Raw genomic sequence first — 22,083 nt, 5'->3', positions numbered from 1 at the left:
GGGATGGCGGGCCTCTTCCTCACCCTGGAGGGCCTGGACGGGGCGGGCAAGTCCACCCAGGCCAGCCTTCTGGCCCGCTTCCTGGAAGCCCAGGGCCTCCGGGTACGCCTCACCCGGGAACCGGGCGGGGGGCTTCCCGGGGTACGGCCCCTCCTCCTTAGGGCGGGGCAAGGGGAGCTCTCCCCCCAGGCCGAGTACCTCCTCTTCAGCGCCGACCGGGCCGAGCACGTGCGCAAGGTCATCCTCCCCGCCCTGGAAGGGGGGGAGTGGGTGGTTTCCGACCGCTACCTGGACTCCAGCCTGGCCTACCAGGGCTTTGGCCGGGGGCTTCCCCTCCCTTGGCTCTTGGAGGTGGCCAAGGAGGCCACCTTGGGCCTGAAACCCCGCCGCACCTTCCTCCTGGACCTGCCCCCGGAGGAGGCCTTGGCCAGGCTCAAGGACAAGGACCGCATGGAACGGATGGGCCTTGCCTTCTTCCAGCGGGTGCGGGAAGGCTACCTGGGGCTGGCCAGAGCCGAGCCGGAGCGCTTTGTGGTCCTGGACGCCACCCGGCCCGTGGCCGAGGTGCAGGCGGCCATCCAGGAAGCCCTCCGCCCCCTTCTGCCATAATGGCCCTATGCGTCCCCTGGCCTTTGCCCTCCTCCTCGGCCTCCTGGCCCTGGCCCAGGGCCTGACCTTCCCCCGGAGCACCCTCCAGGTGGTCCAGGGGGAAAAGCGCTACCCCTTGCGGGTGGAGGTGGCCGACACCCCCGAGCGCCAGGCCCAAGGCCTGATGTTCCGCAAGGCCCTGGGGGAGGAGGAGGGGATGGTCTTCCTCTTCTCCAGCCCCACCGCGGGCGGCTTCTGGATGAAAAACACCCTCATCCCCCTCTCCATCGCCTTCTTTGACCGCCAGGGGACCATTTTGCGCATTCTGGACATGGAACCCTGCCGGGCCGACCCCTGCCCCGTCTACTACCCTGGGGTGGTGTACCAAGGGGCCCTGGAGGTGAACCGAGGCTGGTTCCAACGGCGCGGCCTCACCCCCGGGGCCAAGGTGGAGGGGGAGGCCCTTAAGCTCTGGCCCCGGTAGTGGAACGGAACCCCCTCTTCCCCCTGGCGGCCTTTGCCCTCCTGATCCTGCTTTCGGTCTTCGCCTTTTTGGGCTACCTCCTCGCGGCCCGCCGCTTCCAGACCCCGCCCGCCCCCCAGCGGGTGGTGGTGGAAACCCGGGAGGGAACCCATAGCCTAAGGGCCCGCCTAGCCCGCACCCCGGAGGCCTGGAGCCGGGGCCTGGGGGTGCGGCAAGAGGCGCTGGAGGCCTTGCTCTACCTCTTTCCCCAGGCCACGGACGCCCCCTTCAGCGCCGAGGGCTACCGCTTCCCCGTGGTGGTGGCCTTCCTGGACGGGGAGGGCCGGGTCCTCAAGGTGGTGCGCCTGGCCCCGGGGGAGACCCACGCCCCGGGCACCGCCTACCGGGGCGTCCTGGAGGTGCGGGAGGGCCTACTCCGCCTCGCCCCCGGGGACCGGGTCCTCCCCTAGCGGGCGGGCTGCCCTCCCGAAAGCCCCCGCAGGTCCAGGAGGAAGTTCCCCGTGCTGGGCACGAAGACGGTCTGCACCCCGGGGGCGAGCTTCTCGGCAAAGGTAAGCTGGACCACCTCGGGGGCGTTTTTTAAGGCCCGGCCCCGCAGCTCTATGGCCCTGGCCTCCCCCTCGGCCCGCAGGATGGCGGCGTCCCGCTCCCCCTTGGCCTCTATGACCCGGCGTTCGGCGGCGATCTCCGCCTGTTTGCGGCGGTTGATCTCAATCTGCACCTGTTGCTCGGCGGTCTGTTTCTCCTCGATCACCTTGGCCACGGTTTCCGGGATGCGGATCTCCCGCAGGAGGACGGAGATGAGGGCGATGTGGTACTGGCGCAAGGTGGCCTCGAGGCCCTGGATCACCGAGGTTTCCAAGGCGGCCCGCTGGGTGCTGATGAGCTCGGCGGCCCCGTACTGCCCCACCGCGTCCCGCACCTTGGAGCGCACCTGGGGCACGATGAGGGTTTCCAAAAAGCCGGGCCCCACCTCCTGGTGCAGCCTGGGGGCCTCCTCCTTGAGGATCCGGTACTGCACGGTCACGTCCACGCCGATCTCCAGACCCTCCTTGGAGCGGGCACGGATGGAGGTGTCCGCCCGGCGTTCCCCCTCGTGGGGGGCGGAAAGGGTCACCTCCTGGACCCGGGCATCGTAGAGGATCACCTGCTGTAGGCCAGGGAGCACAAAGTGCACCCCCTCCCCTAAGGCCCGCTCCTGCACCCCGCGCAGGATGTTGAACACCACCCCCACGTGCCCCGCGGGCACCACCACGAAGCTGTTGGCCAGGAGGAGGAGGAGAAGGCCGAGCCCCAGAAGGGGAAGGCCAAGCCGCCGCCTAGGGGTGAAAAGGACCCCCACCCCCAGGAGAAGGAGGGCCAGCGCCGCCAGGTTCAGCATGGCCCAAGTATAAGGCCCCCCGGGGGTTCCCCCAGGGGGCCCGGGGCCACGCCTTACTCCTTGTCCCCCTTGGACTCCCCGCCCTCGGACTTGCCCGTGTCCTTCTTGGCGTAGTCCTTCACGTGCCAACCCGAGCCCTTAAAGATAATGGCCGGGGGGGTGATGACCCGCTTAAGGGGTTCCCCGGTCTCGGGGTGGGCCTTCAGGGGCTCGTCGTGAAAGCCCTGCTCAAACTCGTAGTAGTTGCCTGTCTGGAGCCCTTTGTACACGTAGACCGGCATACCCTACCCTCCTAGAGGGGGATTTTGACACTCCTAAATGTTGAGTGTCAAGGCCCCCGGGTGGTACCCTCCCCCCGTGGACAAGCCCACCCTGCGGCGCCGCTTCCTGGAGGTCTGGCGCACCCTGGACCGGGAAGGCCTTTCCCGAAAGGTGGTGGCCGCCCTCCTGCCCTGGCTCAGGACCCGGCGCTTCCGCCACATCCTTCTCTACCATCCCTTGCCCCACGAGCTGGACCTCCTCCTCTTGCGCACCCTCTACCCCGCCCATTACTACCTGCCCAAGGTGGCGGGCCAGGGCCTCACCGTGCACCCCTTCGGCCCCCTGGCCCCGGGCCCTTTCCGCCTGCGGGAACCCACCACGGAGGCCGTGGACCCTGGGGTCTTGGACCTGGTGGTGGTGCCGGGGCTGGCCTTTGACCGGGAGGGCTACCGGCTGGGCCACGGCCAAGGGTACTACGACCGCTTCCTGGCCTCGGTGGCGGCGGAAACCGTGGGCGTGGTGCCCAAAGCCCTCCTCCTGCCTTGGCTCCCCCGGGACCCCTGGGACGTGCCCGTGGCCCACCTGGCCACGGAGGAAGGGGTAGGGCGTGCGGGATAACCCCTCCCTGGCGCGACCAGGTGCTACACTGCCCCCTATGCGGGGAGCCCTACTGGACCGGGACGGGGTCCTGCTCCTCATGGACGAGGAGGCCCTGTACCAAAAGGCCCTGGAACTTGCCCTGTACGGGGCGGGGCTGGAAAAGACCCTGGCCGTCCTGGCCCGGGCGGTGCGGGAGGTGGGGGAGGCCGTCCGCGGCCTAAGGGTGCGGACCCTGGAGGAGGAGGCCCGCTTCTGGGAGGAGCTGGTCCTCGAGGCCAGCCGGGAGCTCGGGGTTCCCCCCGGAAAACTCCTCCCCTTGCGGTACTACCACTTTTTCCGCAAGGCCCCCGGGGCCGAGGCCCTCCTAAGGACCCTTAGGGCGCGGGGACTCCGGATCGGCGTGCTCTCCAACACCCTGCCCAGCCTCCGGGAAAGCCTGGCCTACCACGGCCTAGACGCCCATGTGGACGGCTTCTTCGCCTCCTGTGCCCTGGGGGTGGCCAAGCCGGACCCCCAGGCCTTCCTCCTCGCCTTGGAAGGGCTTGGCCTGGCCCCGGGAGAAACCCTCTATTTGGACGACGATCCGGAAAATGTGGAAACCGCCCGGAGGCTCGGCCTCCGGGCGGCGGTGTACGCGGTTACAGGACCGGGAGTTCCGCCACCGTGACCACGTCCAGGGAAGGCCCCCCCTGCCGGAAGGCCGCCAGCCGGCCCACCACCCTGCCCCCGGCCCGGAGGACCATGCGCTCCATGGCCTTCATGGTCTCCCCGCTGGAGACCACGTCGGAGATCAGGGTTACCTTCTGGTTCAAAAGCCGCTCAGCAAAGCGGCGGTCCAGCCAGAGCACCTCCCCTACGCCCAGGGTCAGGGTCTGGACCTCCTGGATGATGGGGTCTTCCATGTAGGGACGGCGCCGCCTGCGGGCCACCACGTAGGGAAGGCCCATCTCCTCGGCCAGGACGTGGGTGAGGGGGATGGGGCTGGTCTCCGTGGTGAAGAGGACCTCGGTCCCCTGGGGGACCAGGGGCCTAAGGGCCCGGGCCGCCGCCCGGACCAGCTCGGGATCCCCCAGAAACTCCACCAGGGGGATGCGCCGTCCCGGCAGGGGCTCGATCAGGGGTACGTGCCGGGTAACCCCGCCGATGCTGATGGGATAGGTCTCCATAAGGACCTCCTACTCCGGCTTAAAAAGGGGCAGGTGCCCCAGGGCGATCACGTCCTGGCGGGGGGTACCCTCGGTAAAGACCGCCAGGACGGCCACCACCTGCCCCCCCACGCTCTCGATGAGCTCCCTAAGCCCGGAAAGGGTGGAGCCGGTGGACACCACGTCGTCCACGATGGCCACCTTGCGCCCGCGGATCAGGGGGATGTCCGCCCCGTCCAGGACCAGGAGCTGGGGCTTGCCCGTGGTGATGGAGAGGACCTGGCGGCTCACGGGGTTGATCATGTAAGGCTTCTCCGTTTTGCGGGCCACCACGTAGGGCCGGCCGGTCACGCGGGACAGGGCATGGGCCAAGGGCACCGCCTTGACCTCGGGGGTAACCAGGGTTTCCACCTCTGGGGGCAGGCGCTGGGCTAAGGCCTCGGCAGCGGCCTCGGTGAGCTCGGTATCCCCCAAGAGGTTGAGGAGGGCCACGGCCACGTCCGGGCCCACCTGCACGATGGGCAGGTCGCGCCGCACCCCGGCGATTTCCACAGGGTAAGTCCTCACGCCGCCCAGTCTATACTCAAAGTATGCTGAGCGCCAAGATAGAAACCCTGGGCGTGGACCCGCAAAACGGCAGCGTGGTGGTCCTGCTCAGGACGGAGAACGACAAGCTCCTCCCCATCGTCATCGGCCCCTTGGAGGCCCATCACATCGTGGTGGCCCTGCAAGGGGAAAAACCCCCCCGTCCCTTGACCCCAGACCTCCTCCTCTCCGTTATGGACATGCTCCAAGGCAAGCTGCAACGGGTGGAGATCACCGACCTCCACGACGGCACCTTCTACGCCCGGCTCATCCTGGAGCACCGGGGGATTGAGCTGGAGGTGGACGCCCGCCCCTCCGACGCCATGGCCCTGGCCTTACGGGTGGGGGCCCCCATCCTGGTGGCCGAGGAGGTGGTGGAAAAGGCCGGGGTGGAGGAGGCCAGCCTCAAGCCCCACGGAGCCGCCGAAGCCTGATGCGCCTTCTCGCCCTTCTCCTAAGCCTTCTCCTCCCCGGGGCTTGGGCACAGCGGCTTGGGGTGATCGGGGACTGGGGCTCCTCCACCCCGGGGCGGGCCCAGGTGGCGGCCCTTCTACGCCAGGAGCACGCCCAGCGCCCCCTCATGGCCCTCCTCACCACCGGGGACAACTTCTACCCCAAGGGGGAGGTGGTGGAGGGCTTTCTAAGGCAACTCCCTCCGGTCCCCCTTTACCCTGCTTTCGGCAACCACGATGCCCCAAGCCTAGGGGCCCAGCTCCGCCGCTTCCGCCTGGAGAGGCCCTACTACCGGGTCCGGCTGGGGGCAGGGGAGTTTTTCTTCTTCTACACCGAGGCCGGGGTGCGGGAACAGCGGGAGTGGCTGGCCCAGGCCCTGGCCTCCTCCCAAGCCCCTTGGAAGGTCCTGGTGCTGCACCGCCCCCTTTACTCCATGGGCTGGCCTAGCCCAAGCCTCCGGGCCCTTCTGGAGCCCCTCCTCCTTGGGCACGGGGTGAGGCTGGTCCTGGCAGGGCACGACCACCACTACGCCCGCATCCTGGCCAAGGGCATCCAGCACGTGACCACGGGCGGCGGCGGGGCCCGGCTCTATCCCGTCTTCCCCAAGCCCATGGCCCAAGCCTGGGCCGTGGCCCACCACGCTTTCTTCTTAGAAGTGGATGAAAGGAGCCTGGTGGGCTACGCCCTGGATACGGAAGGCCGCCTTCTGGACCGCTTTGCCCTTAGGCAGGAGAACCCATGACGTGCACGTGGACGTGGAAGACCTCCTGCCCCCCCTTTTCCCCCACGTGCACCTGGAGCTTGTACCCCTCCAGGCCGAGTTCCCGCGCCACCCGGTTGGCGGTGCGGAAAAGGGCTCCTAGCTTTTTCTCCCCCTCTGGGGTATCGGGGTAGTCGGAGAGCTTGGCCACGTGCTCCTTGGGGACCACCAGGACGTGAACCGGGGCCTTGGGGCGGATATCGTGGAAGGCCACGAAGCCCTCGTCCTCATAGACCTTGCGGGAGGGAAGCTCCCCCCGGATGATGCGGCAGAAGACGCAGTCCATGGGGAAAGTCTACCTGAGGGGAAGCTCGAGGGGAGCCGAAGCCTCTTCCTTCACCCCCACCACCCGGCCCAACAGGGTGTACCCCTCCACCCCCTCCACCTGGGCCCATACGGTTTCCCCCGGGCGGGCAGGGCCTGCCAAGCGGGCCTCGTAGTAGTCGGGGGTGTGGCCCAGGGCCAGGCCCTCCTGGATCCGCTCCACCAAGACCTCCACCTGGCCCCCCAGCTTGGGCCTGAGGCGCGCCTCGGCCAAGGCCTGGGCCAGGGCGATGAGCTCCTTGGTGCGCCGCTTCCGGACCTCGAGGGGCACCTGGGGCAGGGAGGCGGCCCGGGTCTTGGGCCTTGGGGTGTAGGTGAAGGCGTGGACCCGGGTGGGCCTAAGTTCCTCCAGGAAGGCCAGGGTCTCCCGGTGCTCCTCCTCGGTCTCCGTGGGCAGGCCGGCGATCACGTCCGTGGTCAGGGCGAAGCCGGGGATGAGGGCGTAGGCCCTTTGCACCAGGTTCCGGTAGTAGGCCTTGTCGTAGCGGCGGCCCATGAGGCGGAGAAGCCGGTCCGAGCCCGTCTGTAAGGAAAGGTGCAGGTGGGGGCGGACCTCGGGGGCATGGCGGGCGATGACCCTGAGGAGGTCCTCCCCCGTGTCCTCGGGCTCAATGGAGGAGAGGCGGACCTTGGCCCCCAGGGCGCGGAGGTCCTCCACCAGTCCCGCCAGGCCCCGGGGGTGGCCCCGGTAGCTCCCCAGGCGGACCCCCGTGAGGACGATCTCGCGGATGCCCAGGCGCAGAAGGGCCTCGGCCTCGGCCAAGGCGTCCCGGTAGTCCCGATGGCGCTCCTTGCCCCGCAAGCGGGGGATGATGCAGTAGGCGCACCCCGCTTGGCAGCCGTCCTGCACCTTCAAGAAGGCCCGGACCCGGCTATTCAAAAGCCCCCGCTCCCCTGCCCCCCAGAACTCGTTGGGGGGGGTGGTGATGGGGTCCGAGGGCAGGCCGAAGCGCTCCAGAATCACCCGGGGAAGCTCGGCCTTGCGGCTATTGGGCACCACGGCGTCGGCCCCTAGCTCCCTAATCTGTTCCGGGGAGAGCTCGGCGTAGCAGCCCGTGACCACGATGAAGGCCCCCGGATTGGCCCGCCGGGCGCGGCGGATCTCCTTGCGGGCATCCGCCTCGGCGGTGGTGGTCACGGCGCAGGTGTTGATGACCACCAGATCGGCCCCGGCTTCCAGGGGGACCACCTCGGGCTCCAGGGCCTTTAGGAAGGCCAGCAGGGCCTCGGTTTCCACCTGGTTCACCTTGCAGCCTAGGGTGCGGAAGGCCGCGCGCATCCTTACCATTCTGCTAACCTAAGGGGGTTTCGTCAACGAGTGTGTCCGCCCCCACTTGCCAGGAAACCCCACAAGTTGTACGATGCCAGGCGCTAGCCCCAAGATATGGGGGGTGGCCCCACCAGGGGCAAGGGAGGATTTATGGAACGCCATTTCTTTGACGAGCACGCCCAGGCCATCGCCAAACGCCAGTATCTCCAGCCCGGGGACGGGGATATCCTGGGCATGTTCCGCCGGGTGGCCCGGGAGGTGGCCCGGGTGGAAAGGCCAGAGGAGCGCGCTTTGTGGGAAGAGCGCTTCTTTGAGCTTATGGCCTCCAAGCGCTTCTCCCCAGGGGGCAGGATCCTGGCCGGGGCGGGTACGCCCCACGGCAACCTCCTCAACTGCTTCGTCCAGGGGGCCACGGAAAACCCCCCCGAGAGCTTTGCCGGCATCATGGAGGTGGCCAAAAAGCTGGCCCTGGTCACCAAGGTGGGCGGGGGCAACGGGGTGAACCTGGACCCCTACCGCTCCAAGGGGGACCGGCAGCGCCGGCCCGTCCGGGGCGTGGCCTACCTGGCGGCCAGCCACCCCGACGTGGAGGACTTCATCCGCGGGCTCATGCGCCCCCCCACCAACCCCGACGGCCCCAAGGAGGAGATCACCCTGAAAAACTTCGTACGGGTGGTCTACGGGGAGTTGCCGCCGGAGCTCAAGGCCCTGGCCGAGCGCTACGGGGTCCTCACGGTCAAAGAGCCTCCTGAGGAGCGCATCCTGGTCCCCGACGACATGGGGGGGATCGTGGAAGCAGCCAAGGAGGCCGCGGATCTGGCCCGCAAGGGGAAAGAACCCCAGGTGGACTTCTCCCTTCTGCGCCCGGAAGGGGCCCCCATCCGGGGCTCGGGGGGGACCAGCTCGGGCCCGGTGAGCTTCCTCTTTGAGCTTTTTGACCACTTCCTGGAGTGGGCCGCCCTGGGGGCGGAGGCCGCGGGACCGGTGGCCACCCTGCGCTACGTCTACGCCCCGGTCCTCCGGGTGGTGCGCCAGGGGGGAACCCGCCGGGGGGCGGGGATGGCCACCCTCTCCATCGACCACCCGGACCTCCTGGACTTTCTCACCGCCAAGGACCTGGACCGGGAAAAGGCCGAGGGGGATATCTCCACCTTCAACATCTCGGTCCTGGTCACCGATGCCTTCATGGAGGCCCTCGAGGCCGACGCCCTCTGGCCCGTGACCCCGGTGGAGGTGCCCGGCAAGTACTACCCCCACCCCCTGGAAGGCCCCTACAGTGGCCGCATCCCCGACCTGCCCGAGCGGGCGGACGGGGCCAAACCCATCCCCCTCTTCGGGGGCCAGGTCCCTGCCAGGTGGCTCTGGCACGAGATCGCCTGGCACGCCTGGGCCACGGGGGAGCCGGGGCTCATCTTCATTGACCGGGTCAACGCCCTTTCCGCCCTCAAGGGGCTTGGGCCCCAGTACGAGATCCGCTCCACCAACCCTTGCGGCGAGATCCCCCTCACCGTGGGGGAGCCCTGCGACCTGGGGGCCCTGAACCTGGCCGCTTACGTGGAGGACGGCGAGTTCCAGATGGAGGCCTTCCGGCAGGACGTAAAGACGGCGGTCCGCTTCCTGGACAATGTCCTGGACGTGAACAAGTTCGCCCTGCCCGATAACGAGGCCGCGGCCAAGCGCCTACGCCGCCTGGGTCTTGGGGTCATGGGCCTGGCGGACGCCCTCATCAAGATGGGCCTCCCCTACGCCTCCGAAGCGGCCCGGGAAAAGGTGTATGAGATCATCTCCGCCATGCGGGAGGAGGCCATAAGGGCCTCGGAGGAGCTGGCCCGGGAGAGGGGCCCCTTCCCCCTCTACGAGGCCCACCGGGAGCACTTTGCGCGGTTGGGCGTGCGCCCCAGGCGGAACGTGGCCCTTCTCACCGTGGCCCCTACGGGAACCACCAGCATGCTCATGGGGGTTTCCAGCGGCATTGAGCCCGTCTTCAGCCCCTTCGTCTGGCGGAGGATCGGCGGGGAGTACAAGCCCCTCCTCCACCCCCTCTTTGTGGAACTCTTGGAAGCCTACCCGCCTGCTTTCGGCTTCGAAAGGGACGGGAAGTGGGACTGGGACAAGGTGGTGGAGGAAATCCAGCGGGACGGACACGGCTCGGTGCAGGGCCTTCCCTTCGTCCCCGAGGCCATCCGGAAGGTCTTCCAGTGCGCCCACGACATCAGCCCCCTGGACCACGTGCGCATGCAAGGGGCCGTGCAGCGGGCCTTTGACGCCGAGGGCCTTGCCGGCAACAGCCTTTCCAAGACCATCAACCTGCCCCACGAGGCCACGGTCTTGGACGTGGAGGCGGCTTACGCGGAGGCCTACCGCACCGGGTGCAAGGGGATCACCGTGTACCGGGACGGGTCGCGGGAGTTCCAGGTGCTCACGGTGAAGAAGGAGGAGGCAAAGGGGCAAGGGGAGGATACCCCCCAGGCCAAGGCCCAGGAGGTCAAGGGGGTTGCGGAAGCCCAAGAGCATCCCCCTGCGCCCCAAGGGGTGGCCCCCGGCAAGCCCCAGGGGCAGCCCACCTACGAGCGCCCGGGGAGGCTTCTGGGCTTTACCGACATGGTGAAGCTCCTCTCCCCCGACGGCTCCAAGCGCAGCTTCCTGGTTACGGTGAACATGCTGGGGGACAGGCCCATTGAGGTCATCCTCACCTCGGGCAAGGCCGGGGACGAGGCCAACGCCGACTCCGAGGCCCTGGGCCGGGTGGTCTCCATCGCCCTGCAGTACGGGGTGCCCCCGGAGGCCCTGATCCGCACCCTGAGGGGCATCAACGGGGGGCTTTACGGCACCTACCAGGGGCGGCTCGTCTCCAGCAAGGCCGACCTGATCGCCGTGGCCCTGGAAACGGTCCCGGAGGCCTTCAAGGGAACCCCTAGGGCCCCCGGGGGCGAAGAGGTGGAAAAGGCCCTGCCCACCCTTTCCGGGGGGGGCCTAAGCCTGCCCGGGGCAAGCCCCTGCCCCGCCTGCGGGGAGAAGGCCCTGGTGCGGGAGGAGGGGTGCTGGAACTGCCAGGCCTGCGGCTACTCCAAGTGCGGCTAGGCCCCTAGGGAGGTATACTTCCGCCGTGGTGCGGGTCAAGGTCTGCGGCCTCACCCGCCTCGAGGACGCCCTGCTGGCCGAGGCCCTGGGGGCCTTTGCCCTGGGCTTCGTCTTCGCCCCGGGCTCCCCCAGGCGCCTGGAGCCGGAGGCCGCCCGGGCCATCTCAAAGGCCCTCGGCCCCATGGTGGTGCGGGTGGGGGTCTTCCGCGACCAGGGGCCCGAGGAGGTGCTCCGCACCCTGGAGGAGGCCAGGCTCCAGGTGGCCCAGCTCCACGGGGCCGAGCCCCCGGAATGGGCCGAGAGGGTGGGGCGCTTCTTCCCCGTGATCAAGGCCTTCCCCCTGGAAGGCCCCGCCAGGGAGGAGTGGGCCGACTACCCCGCCCAGGCCCTCCTCCTGGACAGCCGGGCCCCGGGAAGCGGGAAAGCCTACCCTAGGGAATGGGCCCTCCCCCTCCTGAGGACGGGCCGCAGGGTGATCCTGGCCGGCGGCATCACCCCGGAGAACGTGGGGGAGGTCCTCTCCCTGAGCCCCTACGCCCTGGACCTGGCCAGCGGGGTGGAGGAGGCCCCGGGGGTGAAGAGCCCGGCCAGGCTCCGGGCCCTTTTCGCCCGGGTGCGGGGCGTATGATGGGGGCGTGATCGGCAGGAAGCACCCCTTCTTCCCCCACCTGGAAGCCATGCTGGAGGCGGCCCACCTGGCCCGGGGCATCCACGCCTACTACCTGGAAAGGGGCTTCACCCAGGGGACCAAGTCCGGCCCCACCGACCTGGTCACCCAGGCCGACCGGGAGGCGGAGGAGGCCATCAAGGACCTCCTCCTCTCCCGCTTCCCCGAGGCCGGCTTCCTGGGGGAGGAGGGGGGGAGCGCGGGGGGAAAGGCCCTCCGCTTCATCGTGGACCCCCTGGACGGCACGGTGAACTACGCCCACGGCTTCCCCTTCTACGGGGTCTCCCTGGCCTTGGAGGTGGGGGGGGCGGTCCAGGTGGGGGTGGTGATGGACACCGCCCGGGGGGAGGCCTTCTACGCGGTGCGGGGCGAAGGGGCCTACCTGGGGGGCCGGCCCCTCCGGGTCACGGAGCGGGGGGAGCTTTTGGGCAGCCTGCTCGCCACCGGCTTCCCCTACGATGTGGCCAAGGACCCGGAGAACCTCACCTACTTCTCCCGGGCCCTGAGGAAGGGCCTCCTGGTGCGCCGCCCGGGGGCGGCCGCCCTGGACCTGGCCTACGTGGCCGCGGGGCGGCTGGACGGGTTTTGGGAGGTGAAGCTGAACCCCTGGGACGTGGCCGCGGGCTGGCTCCTGGTGGAGGAGGCCGGAGGGAAGGTCACGGACCTCGAGGGCCAGCCCTACCGCCTGGGCCACCGCTACATCCTGGCCAGCAACGGGCGCATCCACGAGGCCCTGCGCCGTACCCTCCTAGGCCAGGACTAGCCTGGGGGTGGAAGCCGGGGTGCGACCCGGGTCCCCCCGATCAGAGCAGGACCAGCCCCACCTCCCGCCCCTCGGGCAGGAGGAAGGCCCGCACCCCGTCGGTGCCGAAGATGACGTAGGGCACCCGCCAGCGGGCCTCCCGGATGTCCCGGGGGCTGGGGAGGGCCGGGCCCTGGGGGTGGGAGTGGTAGATGGCCAGGAGGGAAAGCCCCTCCCGCTCCACCTCCTTGAGGGCCCGGAGGAGGGCCAAGGGCTCGGCCAAGTAGCCGGTGAGGGGCTCGGGGTGGGCGTTGGGCAGGGGAAGGACCCGCTCCACCTCCCGCCTTCCCGCCCAAAGCCCCACCCCTTCCCGGGGGGCCTCCCGCAGGAGGTGGGCCCGGGTTTGCGCCAACAGGTTTCGCGGCACGTAGAGGACCTGGGACAATCGCCCCCTCCCTGGGCCTATACTATGGGCACCAAGAAGGAGGGACCATGATCCAGACCGGGCGGACCCGTACCGTGGCCCTGGTGGGCCACGCGGGAAGCGGCAAGACCACGCTCACGGAGGCGCTCCTCTACAAAACGGGGGCCAAGGAGCGGATGGGCCGGGTGGAGGACGGCACCACCACCACCGACTACACCCCCGAGGCCAAGCTCCACCGCACCACGGTGCGCACTGGGGTGGCCCCCCTGCGGCACCAGGGGCACCGCATCTTCCTCCTGGACGCCCCCGGGTATGGGGACTTCGTGGGGGAGATCCGGGGGGCCTTGGAAGCGGCGGACGCGGCCATGGTGGCGGTTTCCGCCGAGGCCGGGGTCCAGGTGGGGACGGAGCGGGCCTGGACCGTGGCCGAGCGCCTGGGCCTTCCCCGCATGGTGGTGGTGACCAAGCTGGACAAGGGGGGGGACTACTACGCCCTCCTGGAGGACCTGCGGGCCACCCTGGGCCCCATCCTGCCCATAGACCTCCCCCTCTACGAGGGGGGGCGTTGGGTGGGGCTCATGGACGTCTTCCACCAAAAGGCCTACCGCTACCAGGGGGGGCAGGAGGTGGAGGTGCCCGTGCCCGAGGCGGAGGGAGAACGGGTGAGGCGCTTCCGGCAGGAGGTCCTCGAGGCCATCGTGGAGACCGATGAGGGCCTTTTGGAGAAGTACCTGGAAGGGGAGGAGGTCACGGGGGAGGCCTTGGAGAAGGCCTTCCACGAGGCGGTGCGCCAGGGCCTTCTCTACCCGGTGGCCCTGGCCTCGGGGACGGAGGGGATCGGCATCCTGCCCCTTCTGGACCTGATCCTCGAGGCCCTGCCTTCCCCCGGGGAGCGCTTCGGGGAGGGCCCGGCCCTGGGCAAGGTCTTCAAGGTGCAGGTGGACCCCTTCATGGGCCAGGTGGCCTACGTGCGCCTCTACCGGGGAAGGCTTAGGCCCGGGGACACCCTCTTAAGCGAGGCCGGGCCGGTGCGCCTCCCCCACCTTTACGTGCCCATGGGCAAAGACCTCCTGGAGGTGGAGGAGGCGGAAGGGGGGTACATCCTGGGCCTGCCCAAGGCCGAGGCCCTGCACCGGGGGATGGTCCTGTGGCAGGGGGAACGGCCAGAAAGCGAGGCCGTGCCCTTCGCCCGCCTTCCCGAGCCCAACGTGCCCGTGGCCATCCGCCCCAAGGGCCGCACGGACGAGGCCAAGCTGGGGGAGGCCTTGAGGAAGCTGCTGGAGGAAGACCCCAGCCTCAAGCTGGAAAGGCAGGAGGAGACGGGGGAGCTCCTGCTCTGGGGGCACGGGGAGCTCCACCTGGCCACCGCCAAGGAGCGGCTGGCCGACTACGGGGTGGAGGTGGAGTTCTCCGTGCCCAAGGTGCCCTACCGGGAAACCATCCGCAAGGTGGCCGAGGGCCAGGGCAAGTACAAGAAGCAGACCGGGGGGCACGGCCAGTACGGGGACGTCTGGCTCCGCCTGGAACCCGCCCCCGAGTACAGCTTTGAGTGGCGGATCACCGGCGGGGTCATCCCCAGCAAGTACCAGGAGGCCATTGAGGAGGGCATCCTGGAGGCGGCCAAGAAGGGGGTCCTGGCGGGCTACCCGGTGATGGGCTTCAAGGCCATCGTCTACAACGGCTCCTACCACGAGGTGGACTCCTCGGACCTGGCCTTCCAGATCGCCGCCAGCATGGCCTTCAAGAAGGTGATGGAACAGGCGGGCCCGGTCCTCCTGGAGCCCATCTACCAGATCAAGGTGGTGGCCCCCCAGGAGCGGGTGGGGGACATCCTCTCCGACCTCCAGGCCCGGCGGGGGCGGATCCTGGGCATGGAGCAGGAAGGGGCCCTGAGCGCCGTGCGGGCCGAGGTGCCCCTCTCGGAGGTGCTGGAGTACTACAAGGCCCTGCCCAGCCTCACGGGCGGGGCGGGGGCCTACACCCTGGAGTTCAGCCACTACGCCGAGGTCCCCCCGCACCTGGCCCAGCGCATCGTGCAGGAGCGCAAGGCCGCGGAGGGGCAGTAGTAGCCTGGGGAAGGAAGGCCCATGGCGGAAAGCCTCCCCCAGGCCCTATCCCGGTTGCAAGCCGCCCTCCATGGGGTCCTCTTCGGCCAGGAGGCGGCCATCGAAGCCCTTCTGGCCACCCTCCTGGCCCGGGGGCACGCCCTGCTGGAAGGGGTGCCGGGCCTGGGCAAAACCCTCCTGGCGGAAAGCTTCGCCCGGGGAAGCGGCCTTTCCTACAAGCGCATCCAGTTCACCCCGGACCTCCTGCCCCAGGACCTGACGGGGAGCGAGGTCTTCCGGGAAGGCCGCTTCGTCTTCCTCCCGGGGCCCATCTTCGCCCAGGTGGTCCTGGCGGACGAGATCAACCGGGCCCCGCCCAAGGTGCAGTCGGCCCTCCTCGAGGCCATGCAGGAACGGGCGGTGACCGCCGGGGGGGTGCGCCACCCCCTGCCCGAACCCTTCTTCGTGGTGGCCACGCAAAACCCCCTGGAGCTGGAGGGCACCTACCCCCTGCCCGAGGCCCAGCTGGACCGCTTCGCCGCCAAGATCCCCTTCCGCCCCCCCAGGCGGGAGGTGTGGCTGCGGATCCTCACCGAGGAGCCCCGCCCCCCCGAGCCCCTGGAGGTGGACTTCCTCCAGGCCCAGCGGGAGGCGGGGGAGGTACGGGTGGCCAAGGAGGCCCTAGAGGCCATCACCCACGTGGCCTTCCTGACCGGGGAGGACCGGCGCCTGCGCATGGGCCTTTCGCCCCGGGGGGCCAAGGCCTGGCTAGCCCTGGCCAAGGCCCTGGCCTACCTGCGGGGCAAGCCCCTGGTGGACTGGAAAGAGCTCAAGGACGCCGCCTTCCTCGCCCTCCCCCACCGCCTCTTCCTCACGGAGGAGGCCCTCTATGAGGGGGAGACCGCCGAGGGGGTGCTGAAGGAGGTCCTGCGGAAAGGAGGGGTGCCATGAGGTGGGTGCGGTTTTTCCACGAGGTGGGCCTGGAGGATGTCCCCCTGGTGGGGGGGAAGAACGCTTCCCTGGGGGAGATGATCCGGGAGCTCTCCCCCTTGGGGGTGCGGGTGCCCGGGGGGTTCGCCACCACCAGCGAGGCCTACTGGTACTTCCTGGAGCGCAACGGCCTCAAGGAGGCCATAGCCCAGACCCTGAAGGAGGGGGACCTCGAGGACCCCAAAACCCTGCAGCGGGCCTCCCGGCAGCTGCGGAACCTGATCCTGAGGGGAGCCTACCCCCCGGACCTGGAGGAGGAGATCCGCCTCGCCTACCGCCGCCTCTCCCAGGAGGCCGGGGAGGAGGCCCTCCCCGTGGCCGTGCGCTCCAGCGCCACCGCCGAGGACCTGCCCACCGCCAGCTTCGCCGGGCAGCAGGAAAGCTACCTCTACGTCCAAGGGGAGGAGGACCTTCTCCTCCACGTGAAGCAGGCCATGGCCAGCCTCTTCACCGCCCGGGCCATCAGCTACCGGGCCCACATGGGGTTTGACCACCTAAAGGTGGCCCTCTCCGTGGGGGTGCAGCGGATGGTACGGGCGGATACCGCCGCAAGCGGGGTCATCTTCACCCTGGACCCGGACACCGGCCACCCGGGCTTCGTTTACCTCACGGCCATCTGGGGCCTGGGGGAGAACATCGTCCAAGGCCGGGTGGGGCCCGACGGCTACTACGTGCACAAGGAAACCCTGAAGGCGGGGTACAAGGCCCTGGTCTACAAGCGGCTGGGCAGCAAGGAGCTCACCCTGGCCTTTGACCCCAAGGAGGGACGGCTGAAAAACCGCCCCACCCCCCCCTACCTGCGGAACCAGTTCGCCCTCCAGGACGAGGAGGCCCTCCTCCTGGCCGACTGGTCCCTGAAGATCGAGGCCCACTACACGGAAAAGCGGGGGGCCCCGACCCCCATGGACATCGAGTGGGCCAAGGACGGGGTCACGGGGGAGCTTTTCATCCTCCAGGCCCGTCCGGAAACCGTCCACTCGCAAAAGCGCCCCGTGTTGCGCATCCATCGGCTCCTGGCCCGGGGCGAGGTGCTGGCGGAAGGGCTGGCCGTGGGGGAGGCCATCGCCGCGGGCAGGGCCCGGATCCTGCGCGACCCCAAGGAGATGGACCGTTTCCAGGAGGGGGAGGTCCTGGTCACCGAAACCACCAACCCCGACTGGGAGCCCATCATGAAGCGGGCGGCGGCCATCGTCACCGAACGGGGCGGGCGTACCTCCCACGCGGCCATCGTGGCCCGGGAACTGGGGGTGCCGGCGGTGGTGGGGGCGGTGGGGGCCACCCGGCTCATCCCCGATGGGGAGAAGGTCACCGTCTCCTGCGCCGAGGGGGAGACGGGGCGGGTCTACCGCGGGGAGCTTCCCTTCGCCGTGGAGGAGATCCGCCCCGAGGCCCTGCCCCGGACCCGCACCCGGATCATGGTCAACGTGGGCACCCCGGACGAGGCCCTACGGGCCAGCCTCCTGCCCACGGACGGGGTAGGGCTTTTGCGCATGGAGTTCGTCTTCGCCAGCCACGTCCGTGTCCACCCCCTGGCCCTCACCCGCTTCCCCAGCCTCCCCAAGGAGGTCCAGCGCCAGGTGGAGGAGGTCACCGAGGCCTACGCCGACAAGCGGGCCTACTTCGTGGACACCCTGGCCCAGGGCATCGGCCTCATCGCCGCCGCCTTCTACCCCAGGCCCGTCCTCCTGCGCTTCTCCGACTTCAAGACCAACGAGTACGCCCGCCTCCTGGGCGGGCACCTCTTTGAGCCCAAGGAGGAAAACCCCATGCTGGGCTGGCGGGGGGCCAGCCGCTACTACCACCCCGAGTACAAGGAGGGCTTCCTCCTGGAGGTGGCCGCGGTCAAAAAGGTCCGGGAGGAGATGGGCCTCAAGAACCTGATGGTCATGGTGCCCTTCTGCCGCACCCCCGAGGAGGGGCAAAGGGTCCTGGAAGTGATGGCCGAGGGGGGGCTAAGGCGGGGGGAAGGGGGCCTCGAGGTCTACGTGATGGCCGAGATCCCCTCCAACATCCTGGAGGCCGAGGCCTTCTGCGAGCTCTTTGACGGCTTTTCCATCGGCTCCAACGACCTGACCCAGCTGGCCTTGGGCCTGGACCGGGACTCCGAACGGGTGGCCTCCCTCTTTGACGAGCGCCGGCCCACGGTGAAGGCCCTCTGCGCCCTGCTCATTGAGAAGGCCCACGCCCGAGGGAAAAAGGTGGGCATCTGCGGCCAGGCCCCCTCGGACTACCCGGAGTTCGCCGCCTTCCTGGTGGAACGGGGCATCGACTCCATAAGCCTGAACCCCGATGCCCTCCTGCGCACGGTGGCCAAGGTGGCGGAGCTGGAGGCCGTCCTGGGCCGCTAGGGTATCCTGGGGCATGGTGCGCGAGCCCTTCAACGCCCTAAGCCATGCCCTAGGGGTGCCCCTGGCCTTACTGGGCACTGCCCTTTTCCTCCTCCTGGCCCCCAAGGAAGCCTGGCCAGCCCTCCTGACCTTTGGCCTCACCATGGCCCTGACCTTTGGGGCCAGCGCCCTGTACCACGCCCTACGGGTGGGGGAAAAGACCCTGGCCTGGCTCAGGCGGCTGGACCACGCGGCCATCTTCCTCTTCATCGCCGGAAGCTACACCCCCTTCTTGGCGGAGGGGCTATCCCAGGGGCTAAGGCCCTTCGCCCTGGGCCTGGTCTGGGGCCTGGCCCTTCTGGGGGTGGGTTTCCGCCTCTTTTTCCTCAAGGCCCCCCGCTGGCTCTACACCCTGGCCTACCTGGGCCTGGGGTGGCTTTCCGTCCTCTTTCTGCCCCGGCTGGAACTGCCCTTTCCCACCTTCGTCCTGATGGCCGCCTCCGGGGTCTTCTACACCCTGGGGGCCCTGGTCTACGGGAAAAAGCGCCCCGATCCCTGGCCCGGGCGGGTGGGGTTCCACGGGCTTTGGCACCTTTTGGTCCTCCTGGGGAGCTTCTTGATGTACCTGGCTGTCCTCAGCCTCTACACCTAGCTTTCTCATGAGAAAGCGAGTATCCTGGGGGCATGGAACCCCCCCTCATCCTCATCGTAGAGGACGAGAAGGACATCGCCCGCTTCATCGAGCTGGAGCTGCAGGCGGAGGGCTACCGCACCGAGGTGGCCCACGACGGGATCACCGGGCTTTCCCGCTTCCGCGAGGTGAACCCCAACCTGGTGATCCTGGACCTGATGCTCCCCGTCATGGACGGGATTGAGGTGGCCAAGCGCATCCGCAAGACCTCCAACGTGCCCATCCTGATCCTCACCGCCAAGGACCGGGTGGAGGACAAGGTGGAGGGGCTGGACGCCGGGGCCGACGACTACTTGGTGAAGCCCTTCTCCATAGAGGAACTCCTGGCCCGGGTGCGGGCCCACCTGCGCCGGGTCAGCCCAGCCATCACCGGGGAGATCCGGGTGGCGGACCTGATCATCAACCTCGAGGGGCGGGAGGTCTTCCGCTCCGGGCGGCGGATTGAGCTCTCCAACAAGGAGTTTGAGCTCCTGGAGCTTTTGGCCAAGAACCCGGGCAAGGTCTTCAGCCGCTACGAGATCGAGGAGAAGGTCTGGCCGGGCTACCAAGGGGGGAGCAACGTGGTGGACGTGTACATCGGCTACCTGCGCAAGAAGCTGGAGGCTGGTGGGGAGCGCCGCCTCATCCACACGGTGCGGGGCGTGGGGTACGTCTTGCGGGAGGACTAGCCCTCCTCCATGACCCTGCGCTCCCGCATCACCTTCCTCACCGCCGGCCTCCTCCTGGCCACCCTCCTGGCCCTGGGGCTGGCCCTGGAGGGGCTTCTGCGTAGCTTCCTCTACCGCTCCTTGCGGGAGGAGCTGCAGGAGGCCAGCAACCAGGTGGTGCGCCTCCTCAACCTGGGGGGGCAGGCCCTGTTGGAGGCGGGGCTTCCCGCCAGCCTCTACGCCGAGGTCCAGCTCCTGCCCGAGGAAAACCCCACCCTGCTCAGCCAGGAAGGGGGGATCAGCCTGCAGAAAAGCCCCGCCCTGGGCAGCCAGCGCCTCCTCCTTCCCGAGGCGGGGTACAAGGCCCTCCTGGAAGGGGGCGAGGCCTGGACCTACGCCGAACTCCCCCGGGAGGGCCCCCCCCTGAGGCTTCTGGTCTACGCCCGCCGGGTGGAGGTGAGCCTCTCGGGAACGGTGTGGAAGGGAGCCCTGCTGGTGGGCAGGCCGGTGGAGGACCTGGAGAAGACCCTTGTCCAGTTCACCCGCATCTACGCGGGCACCGCCCTCCTGGCCCTCTTGCTTTCCATCCTCCTGGCCCGGAACCTGGTGGCCCGGGCCCTGGAGCCCTTGGAATGGGTGGCCCGGCGGGCCGAGGCCATCACCGAGCGGCCCGAGCCCCTGCCCGAGCCCGAGGGACGGGACGAGGTGGCCAGCCTGGTGCGGGCCCTCAACGGGATGCTCTCCCGGATGCAGAAGGCCTTTGAGGCCCAGACCCGTTTCCTCCAGGATGCCTCCCACGAGCTCCGCACCCCCCTCACCGCCATCCTGGGCCACGTGGGCTACCTCCTGCGCCGCACCCCCCTCACCGCGGCCCAGCGGGAAAGCCTGGAGGTGGTGAAGCGGGAGGCGGAGCGCATGGGCAAGCTGGTTTCCGACCTCCTGGAGCTCTCGCAAAGCGGGAGCTGGCGCATGGAACCCGTGCCGGTGCGGGTTTTGGACCTCCTGGAGGAGGTGCGGGAGGAGTTCGCCAAGAGCCTGGAGGGGGAGATCGTTGTGGAGGCCCCTCCGGAGCTCTTCGTGCGGGGAGACCCAGACCGGCTGCACCAGGTCCTGGCCAACCTGCTCACCAACGCCCTGAAGGCCGGGGCCAGGCACGTCTGGCTCAGGGCCTTTGACCTGGGGGAGAAGGTGGTGGTCCGGGTGGAGGACGATGGGGAAGGCATCCCCAAGGAACACCTTCCCCATCTGTTTGAGCGCTTCTACCGGGTGGACAAGGCCCGGGATCGGGAGCGGGGAGGAAGCGGCCTGGGCCTGGCCATCGTGAAGGCCATCCTCGAGGCCCACGGGGGCGAGATCTGGGTGGAGAGCGAGGTGGGGCGGGGCACGGCCTTCAGCTTCTCCCTTCCCGCAAGCGGGCCACCGCCTCCTCCAGGCTGATCTCCCCCCGCCGCAGGGCTTCCAGGACCGCCAAACGGGCCTCCGGCTCCCCTTCTTCCTCCACCTCGTAGCCCAGGACCCTAAGAAGGGCATCCAGCCGGGCCCGCACCGTGGGGTAGGAAACCCCCAGGATCCGCTCCACCTCCTTTAGGTTCCCTCGGGCCTTGACGAAAAGCCGCAGGAAATCCAGGTGCTCCTTGGGCAGGAGGGCGAACTCGTGGAGGGGGAACTGGCCCGCCACCTCGGTGCCGCAGGCGGGGCAAAAGAGGACCTTGACCCCCAAGGGGCCCTCGCAGGCCGGACAGCGCACGGGAAGGTTCTTCCTCACCATAGGGCCACCTTCACCTCCACCTTTTCGGCCTCCACCGCCACCAAGACCGTGGGCGGGAGGAGGCGCAAGGCCAGAAAGGCTCTCCAGGGAACGGGAAAAGGCCTGCCGCGAAAAAGGGCCTGCCCCTTCTTCAGGAAGAGGAGGAGGGCCAGGCCCCATTCCAGGGCGGAAAGGGGCAGGAAAAGGAGGAGGGGCAAGGCCCAGGGCCCCCGCACCCAAAGGTAAAGGAACCGGGGGCGCCAGGGGGCCCTCACACCACCTCCACCAGGACGCGGATGGGGCCTTCCTCCTCCTCGGCCTCCACCTCCACCAGCTTCCCCTCGGGAAGCCCCTCGCGCACCCGAGAGAGGAGGTCCTTGAGATTCACCCCACTCTTGCCCATGGCCAGCTTGGCCTCCTCGGGCAAGAAGCCCTCCACCAGGTCGGCCAAGGCCAGGGGCAGGTTCACCTGGACCTTAAGGGGCTTCCCCTCATCCCAGCCCTGGACCAGCACCCTGAGGAGGCGGGCCGGAACCCGGGCGGGGGGCCTGGCCCCCTCCAGGGCCCCCAAAAGGGCCAGGGCCTCCTCCACCCCGATCTCACCCGCCTGCACCATCTGCAAAATGCGGCGTTTCTCCTCCACGGCTAACCTCCATACCCCATCCCCAAGGGGAACCCCTGGGCCTCCCCTTCCAACCGCGCGGCCAGGCGGCGCAGGTAAAGGGCCAAGCGCCTACGCCAAGGGACCTGGACCAAGCGGAGAAGCCGTTCCCGCTCCGCTTCGGCCCTGAGGGCCTCCACCCGCGCCTTGACCGCCTCCTCCGCCTCTAGAGGGTGCCCCATCCCCCACCTCCTGGGAGGATTGTAAAGC

27 protein-coding genes are annotated in these 22,083 nt (G+C 69.2%); 16 read left to right on the top strand and 11 right to left on the bottom strand.

Annotated features, from left to right (window positions below; genetic code table 11):
* The first annotated feature begins 3 nt into the window (after nt 1-3).
* From tmk to TCCBUS3UF1_RS02715, 3 genes are read left to right on the top strand one after another with little or no spacing between them, the layout of a single operon-like run.
* A complete protein-coding gene (tmk, locus tag TCCBUS3UF1_RS02725) occupies nt 4-609 on the top strand; it encodes a dTMP kinase (protein ID WP_014514972.1) in 606 nt (201 codons plus the stop codon).
* Between the two features lie 7 nt (nt 610-616).
* A complete protein-coding gene (locus TCCBUS3UF1_RS02720) occupies nt 617-1,072 on the top strand; it encodes a DUF192 domain-containing protein (RefSeq protein WP_014514971.1) in 456 nt (151 codons plus the stop codon).
* Nucleotides 1,072-1,521, top strand: coding sequence for a DUF192 domain-containing protein (locus TCCBUS3UF1_RS02715; RefSeq protein ID WP_014514970.1), 450 nt, complete (start codon nt 1,072-1,074; stop codon nt 1,519-1,521). The genes TCCBUS3UF1_RS02720 and TCCBUS3UF1_RS02715 overlap by 1 nt, the downstream gene beginning before the upstream one ends.
* On the opposite strand, the gene TCCBUS3UF1_RS02710 is transcribed toward TCCBUS3UF1_RS02715, so the two are convergent.
* Together TCCBUS3UF1_RS02710 and TCCBUS3UF1_RS02705 are read right to left on the bottom strand one after the other, a co-directional pair.
* Nucleotides 1,518-2,453, bottom strand: a complete 936-nt coding sequence (locus TCCBUS3UF1_RS02710) for a prohibitin family protein (protein ID WP_014514969.1) — start codon at nt 2,451-2,453, stop codon at nt 1,518-1,520. The two genes, TCCBUS3UF1_RS02715 and TCCBUS3UF1_RS02710, sit on opposite strands and share 4 nt — an antisense overlap.
* A 53-nt stretch (nt 2,454-2,506) precedes the next feature.
* Entirely contained in the window at nt 2,507-2,734 is a 228-nt protein-coding gene (locus tag TCCBUS3UF1_RS02705) for an FmdB family transcriptional regulator (RefSeq protein ID WP_014514968.1), read from the bottom strand.
* A 76-nt stretch (nt 2,735-2,810) separates the two neighbouring features.
* On the opposite strand from TCCBUS3UF1_RS02705, the gene TCCBUS3UF1_RS02700 reads away from it, so the two are divergent.
* Entirely contained in the window at nt 2,811-3,332 is a 522-nt protein-coding gene (locus TCCBUS3UF1_RS02700; protein ID WP_014514967.1) for a 5-formyltetrahydrofolate cyclo-ligase, read from the top strand.
* A gap of 37 nt (nt 3,333-3,369) precedes the next feature.
* Nucleotides 3,370-3,981: an HAD-IA family hydrolase gene (locus tag TCCBUS3UF1_RS02695; RefSeq protein ID WP_014514966.1), complete on the top strand. Its 612-nt coding sequence runs from the start codon at nt 3,370-3,372 to the stop codon at nt 3,979-3,981.
* Here TCCBUS3UF1_RS02695 and TCCBUS3UF1_RS02690 read toward each other — a convergent pair.
* Together TCCBUS3UF1_RS02690 and TCCBUS3UF1_RS02685 are read right to left on the bottom strand one after the other, a co-directional pair.
* Nucleotides 3,953-4,480 carry an adenine phosphoribosyltransferase gene (locus TCCBUS3UF1_RS02690; protein WP_014514965.1) on the bottom strand — a complete coding sequence of 176 codons (528 nt, stop codon included), beginning with the start codon at nt 4,478-4,480 and terminating at the stop codon, nt 3,953-3,955. The genes TCCBUS3UF1_RS02695 and TCCBUS3UF1_RS02690 overlap by 29 nt on opposite strands.
* A 9-nt stretch (nt 4,481-4,489) precedes the next feature.
* Nucleotides 4,490-5,026 (bottom strand): phosphoribosyltransferase family protein, encoded by a 537-nt coding sequence (locus TCCBUS3UF1_RS02685; protein ID WP_155983249.1) that lies wholly within the window; start codon nt 5,024-5,026, stop codon nt 4,490-4,492.
* Between the two features lie 23 nt (nt 5,027-5,049).
* Here TCCBUS3UF1_RS02685 and TCCBUS3UF1_RS02680 point away from each other — a divergent pair, with 23 nt between their 5' ends.
* Both TCCBUS3UF1_RS02680 and TCCBUS3UF1_RS02675 read left to right on the top strand, forming a co-directional pair.
* On the top strand, nt 5,050-5,478 hold the full coding sequence (locus tag TCCBUS3UF1_RS02680) for a bifunctional nuclease family protein (protein WP_014514963.1): 429 nt from the start codon (nt 5,050-5,052) through the stop codon (nt 5,476-5,478).
* Nucleotides 5,478-6,239 (top strand): metallophosphoesterase, encoded by a 762-nt coding sequence (locus tag TCCBUS3UF1_RS02675; RefSeq protein WP_014514962.1) that lies wholly within the window; start codon nt 5,478-5,480, stop codon nt 6,237-6,239. The genes TCCBUS3UF1_RS02680 and TCCBUS3UF1_RS02675 overlap by 1 nt, the downstream gene beginning before the upstream one ends.
* Here TCCBUS3UF1_RS02675 and TCCBUS3UF1_RS02670 read toward each other — a convergent pair.
* Nucleotides 6,220-6,543 carry a histidine triad nucleotide-binding protein gene (locus tag TCCBUS3UF1_RS02670; protein WP_014514961.1) on the bottom strand — a complete coding sequence of 108 codons (324 nt, stop codon included), beginning with the start codon at nt 6,541-6,543 and terminating at the stop codon, nt 6,220-6,222. The genes TCCBUS3UF1_RS02675 and TCCBUS3UF1_RS02670 overlap by 20 nt on opposite strands.
* A gap of 9 nt (nt 6,544-6,552) precedes the next feature.
* Entirely contained in the window at nt 6,553-7,860 is a 1,308-nt protein-coding gene (locus tag TCCBUS3UF1_RS02665) for a MiaB/RimO family radical SAM methylthiotransferase (protein WP_041433701.1), read from the bottom strand.
* A gap of 141 nt (nt 7,861-8,001) precedes the next feature.
* Here TCCBUS3UF1_RS02665 and TCCBUS3UF1_RS02660 point away from each other — a divergent pair, with 141 nt between their 5' ends.
* Genes TCCBUS3UF1_RS02660 through TCCBUS3UF1_RS02650 form a run of 3 tightly spaced genes read left to right on the top strand, consistent with a single transcriptional unit; the run spans nt 8,002 to nt 12,362 of the window.
* Nucleotides 8,002-10,932, top strand: coding sequence for an adenosylcobalamin-dependent ribonucleoside-diphosphate reductase (locus tag TCCBUS3UF1_RS02660; RefSeq protein WP_014514958.1), 2,931 nt, complete (start codon nt 8,002-8,004; stop codon nt 10,930-10,932).
* Nucleotides 10,933-10,960: 28 nt separating this feature from the next.
* Nucleotides 10,961-11,560, top strand: a complete 600-nt coding sequence (locus tag TCCBUS3UF1_RS02655) for a phosphoribosylanthranilate isomerase (protein ID WP_041433950.1) — start codon at nt 10,961-10,963, stop codon at nt 11,558-11,560.
* Between the two features lie 7 nt (nt 11,561-11,567).
* Entirely contained in the window at nt 11,568-12,362 is a 795-nt protein-coding gene (locus TCCBUS3UF1_RS02650; protein WP_014514956.1) for an inositol monophosphatase family protein, read from the top strand.
* Nucleotides 12,363-12,402: 40 nt separating this feature from the next.
* Here TCCBUS3UF1_RS02650 and TCCBUS3UF1_RS02645 read toward each other — a convergent pair whose 3' ends face one another.
* Nucleotides 12,403-12,786: a Mov34/MPN/PAD-1 family protein gene (locus TCCBUS3UF1_RS02645; RefSeq protein ID WP_014514955.1), complete on the bottom strand. Its 384-nt coding sequence runs from the start codon at nt 12,784-12,786 to the stop codon at nt 12,403-12,405.
* A 47-nt stretch (nt 12,787-12,833) separates the two neighbouring features.
* On the opposite strand from TCCBUS3UF1_RS02645, the gene TCCBUS3UF1_RS02640 reads away from it, so the two are divergent.
* Genes TCCBUS3UF1_RS02640 through TCCBUS3UF1_RS02615 form a run of 6 tightly spaced genes read left to right on the top strand, consistent with a single transcriptional unit; the run spans nt 12,834 to nt 20,902 of the window.
* Complete coding sequence (locus tag TCCBUS3UF1_RS02640) at nt 12,834-14,831, top strand: elongation factor G (RefSeq protein ID WP_014514954.1); 1,998 nt, start codon at nt 12,834-12,836, stop codon at nt 14,829-14,831.
* A gap of 21 nt (nt 14,832-14,852) precedes the next feature.
* Complete coding sequence (locus TCCBUS3UF1_RS02635; protein WP_014514953.1) at nt 14,853-15,761, top strand: MoxR family ATPase; 909 nt, start codon at nt 14,853-14,855, stop codon at nt 15,759-15,761.
* Nucleotides 15,758-18,148 (top strand): phosphoenolpyruvate synthase, encoded by a 2,391-nt coding sequence (gene ppsA / locus TCCBUS3UF1_RS02630; protein ID WP_014514952.1) that lies wholly within the window; start codon nt 15,758-15,760, stop codon nt 18,146-18,148. The genes TCCBUS3UF1_RS02635 and ppsA overlap by 4 nt, the downstream gene beginning before the upstream one ends.
* A 13-nt stretch (nt 18,149-18,161) precedes the next feature.
* Nucleotides 18,162-18,779 (top strand): hemolysin III family protein, encoded by a 618-nt coding sequence (locus TCCBUS3UF1_RS02625; RefSeq protein ID WP_014514951.1) that lies wholly within the window; start codon nt 18,162-18,164, stop codon nt 18,777-18,779.
* A gap of 32 nt (nt 18,780-18,811) precedes the next feature.
* On the top strand, nt 18,812-19,486 hold the full coding sequence (locus TCCBUS3UF1_RS02620) for a response regulator transcription factor (protein WP_014514950.1): 675 nt from the start codon (nt 18,812-18,814) through the stop codon (nt 19,484-19,486).
* Nucleotides 19,487-19,495: 9 nt separating this feature from the next.
* A complete protein-coding gene (locus tag TCCBUS3UF1_RS02615; protein ID WP_014514949.1) occupies nt 19,496-20,902 on the top strand; it encodes a cell wall metabolism sensor histidine kinase WalK in 1,407 nt (468 codons plus the stop codon).
* Here the strand turns inward: TCCBUS3UF1_RS02615 and TCCBUS3UF1_RS02610 are convergent.
* Genes TCCBUS3UF1_RS02610 through TCCBUS3UF1_RS02595 form a run of 4 tightly spaced genes read right to left on the bottom strand, consistent with a single transcriptional unit; the run spans nt 20,856 to nt 22,055 of the window.
* The gene (locus TCCBUS3UF1_RS02610; RefSeq protein WP_041433699.1) at nt 20,856-21,233 is read right to left on the bottom strand and encodes a DUF2089 domain-containing protein; all 378 of its coding nucleotides are present in this window, start codon (nt 21,231-21,233) and stop codon (nt 20,856-20,858) included. The genes TCCBUS3UF1_RS02615 and TCCBUS3UF1_RS02610 overlap by 47 nt on opposite strands.
* Complete coding sequence (locus TCCBUS3UF1_RS02605; protein WP_014514947.1) at nt 21,227-21,487, bottom strand: hypothetical protein; 261 nt, start codon at nt 21,485-21,487, stop codon at nt 21,227-21,229. Before TCCBUS3UF1_RS02605 ends, TCCBUS3UF1_RS02610 begins: the two co-directional genes overlap by 7 nt.
* Complete coding sequence (locus TCCBUS3UF1_RS02600) at nt 21,484-21,855, bottom strand: hypothetical protein (protein ID WP_014514946.1); 372 nt, start codon at nt 21,853-21,855, stop codon at nt 21,484-21,486. The genes TCCBUS3UF1_RS02605 and TCCBUS3UF1_RS02600 overlap by 4 nt, the downstream gene beginning before the upstream one ends.
* A 2-nt stretch (nt 21,856-21,857) precedes the next feature.
* Nucleotides 21,858-22,055 (bottom strand): hypothetical protein, encoded by a 198-nt coding sequence (locus TCCBUS3UF1_RS02595; protein WP_014514945.1) that lies wholly within the window; start codon nt 22,053-22,055, stop codon nt 21,858-21,860.
* Nucleotides 22,056-22,083 lie beyond the last annotated feature (28 nt).

The sequence above is a fragment of the Thermus sp. CCB_US3_UF1 genome (genome assembly GCF_000236585.1).
Classification (GTDB): Bacteria; Deinococcota; Deinococci; order Deinococcales; family Thermaceae; genus Thermus.
Note: the sequence above shows the minus strand (reverse complement) of the source record. Positions and strands in the feature narration are given on the sequence as shown.

What these genes read in the sequence shown, in the direction of transcription:
- tmk (WP_014514972.1), top strand. Translation starts at nt 4, where the DNA reads ATGGCGGGCCTCTTCCTCACCCTGGAGGGCCTGGACGGGGCGGGCAAG.
- TCCBUS3UF1_RS02720 (WP_014514971.1), top strand. Translation starts at nt 617, where the DNA reads ATGCGTCCCCTGGCCTTTGCCCTCCTCCTCGGCCTCCTGGCCCTGGCC.
- TCCBUS3UF1_RS02710 (WP_014514969.1), bottom strand. Translation starts at nt 2,453, where the DNA reads ATGCTGAACCTGGCGGCGCTGGCCCTCCTTCTCCTGGGGGTGGGGGTC.
- TCCBUS3UF1_RS02705 (WP_014514968.1), bottom strand. Translation starts at nt 2,734, where the DNA reads ATGCCGGTCTACGTGTACAAAGGGCTCCAGACAGGCAACTACTACGAG.
- TCCBUS3UF1_RS02695 (WP_014514966.1), top strand. Translation starts at nt 3,370, where the DNA reads ATGCGGGGAGCCCTACTGGACCGGGACGGGGTCCTGCTCCTCATGGAC.
- TCCBUS3UF1_RS02690 (WP_014514965.1), bottom strand. Translation starts at nt 4,480, where the DNA reads ATGGAGACCTATCCCATCAGCATCGGCGGGGTTACCCGGCACGTACCC.
- TCCBUS3UF1_RS02680 (WP_014514963.1), top strand. Translation starts at nt 5,050, where the DNA reads ATGCTGAGCGCCAAGATAGAAACCCTGGGCGTGGACCCGCAAAACGGC.
- TCCBUS3UF1_RS02675 (WP_014514962.1), top strand. Translation starts at nt 5,478, where the DNA reads ATGCGCCTTCTCGCCCTTCTCCTAAGCCTTCTCCTCCCCGGGGCTTGG.
- TCCBUS3UF1_RS02670 (WP_014514961.1), bottom strand. Translation starts at nt 6,543, where the DNA reads ATGGACTGCGTCTTCTGCCGCATCATCCGGGGGGAGCTTCCCTCCCGC.
- TCCBUS3UF1_RS02665 (WP_041433701.1), bottom strand. Translation starts at nt 7,860, where the DNA reads ATGCGCGCGGCCTTCCGCACCCTAGGCTGCAAGGTGAACCAGGTGGAA.
- TCCBUS3UF1_RS02660 (WP_014514958.1), top strand. Translation starts at nt 8,002, where the DNA reads ATGGAACGCCATTTCTTTGACGAGCACGCCCAGGCCATCGCCAAACGC.
- TCCBUS3UF1_RS02640 (WP_014514954.1), top strand. Translation starts at nt 12,834, where the DNA reads ATGATCCAGACCGGGCGGACCCGTACCGTGGCCCTGGTGGGCCACGCG.
- TCCBUS3UF1_RS02635 (WP_014514953.1), top strand. Translation starts at nt 14,853, where the DNA reads ATGGCGGAAAGCCTCCCCCAGGCCCTATCCCGGTTGCAAGCCGCCCTC.
- ppsA (WP_014514952.1), top strand. Translation starts at nt 15,758, where the DNA reads ATGAGGTGGGTGCGGTTTTTCCACGAGGTGGGCCTGGAGGATGTCCCC.
- TCCBUS3UF1_RS02625 (WP_014514951.1), top strand. Translation starts at nt 18,162, where the DNA reads ATGGTGCGCGAGCCCTTCAACGCCCTAAGCCATGCCCTAGGGGTGCCC.
- TCCBUS3UF1_RS02620 (WP_014514950.1), top strand. Translation starts at nt 18,812, where the DNA reads ATGGAACCCCCCCTCATCCTCATCGTAGAGGACGAGAAGGACATCGCC.
- TCCBUS3UF1_RS02615 (WP_014514949.1), top strand. Translation starts at nt 19,496, where the DNA reads ATGACCCTGCGCTCCCGCATCACCTTCCTCACCGCCGGCCTCCTCCTG.
- TCCBUS3UF1_RS02610 (WP_041433699.1), bottom strand. Translation starts at nt 21,233, where the DNA reads ATGGTGAGGAAGAACCTTCCCGTGCGCTGTCCGGCCTGCGAGGGCCCC.
- TCCBUS3UF1_RS02595 (WP_014514945.1), bottom strand. Translation starts at nt 22,055, where the DNA reads ATGGGGCACCCTCTAGAGGCGGAGGAGGCGGTCAAGGCGCGGGTGGAG.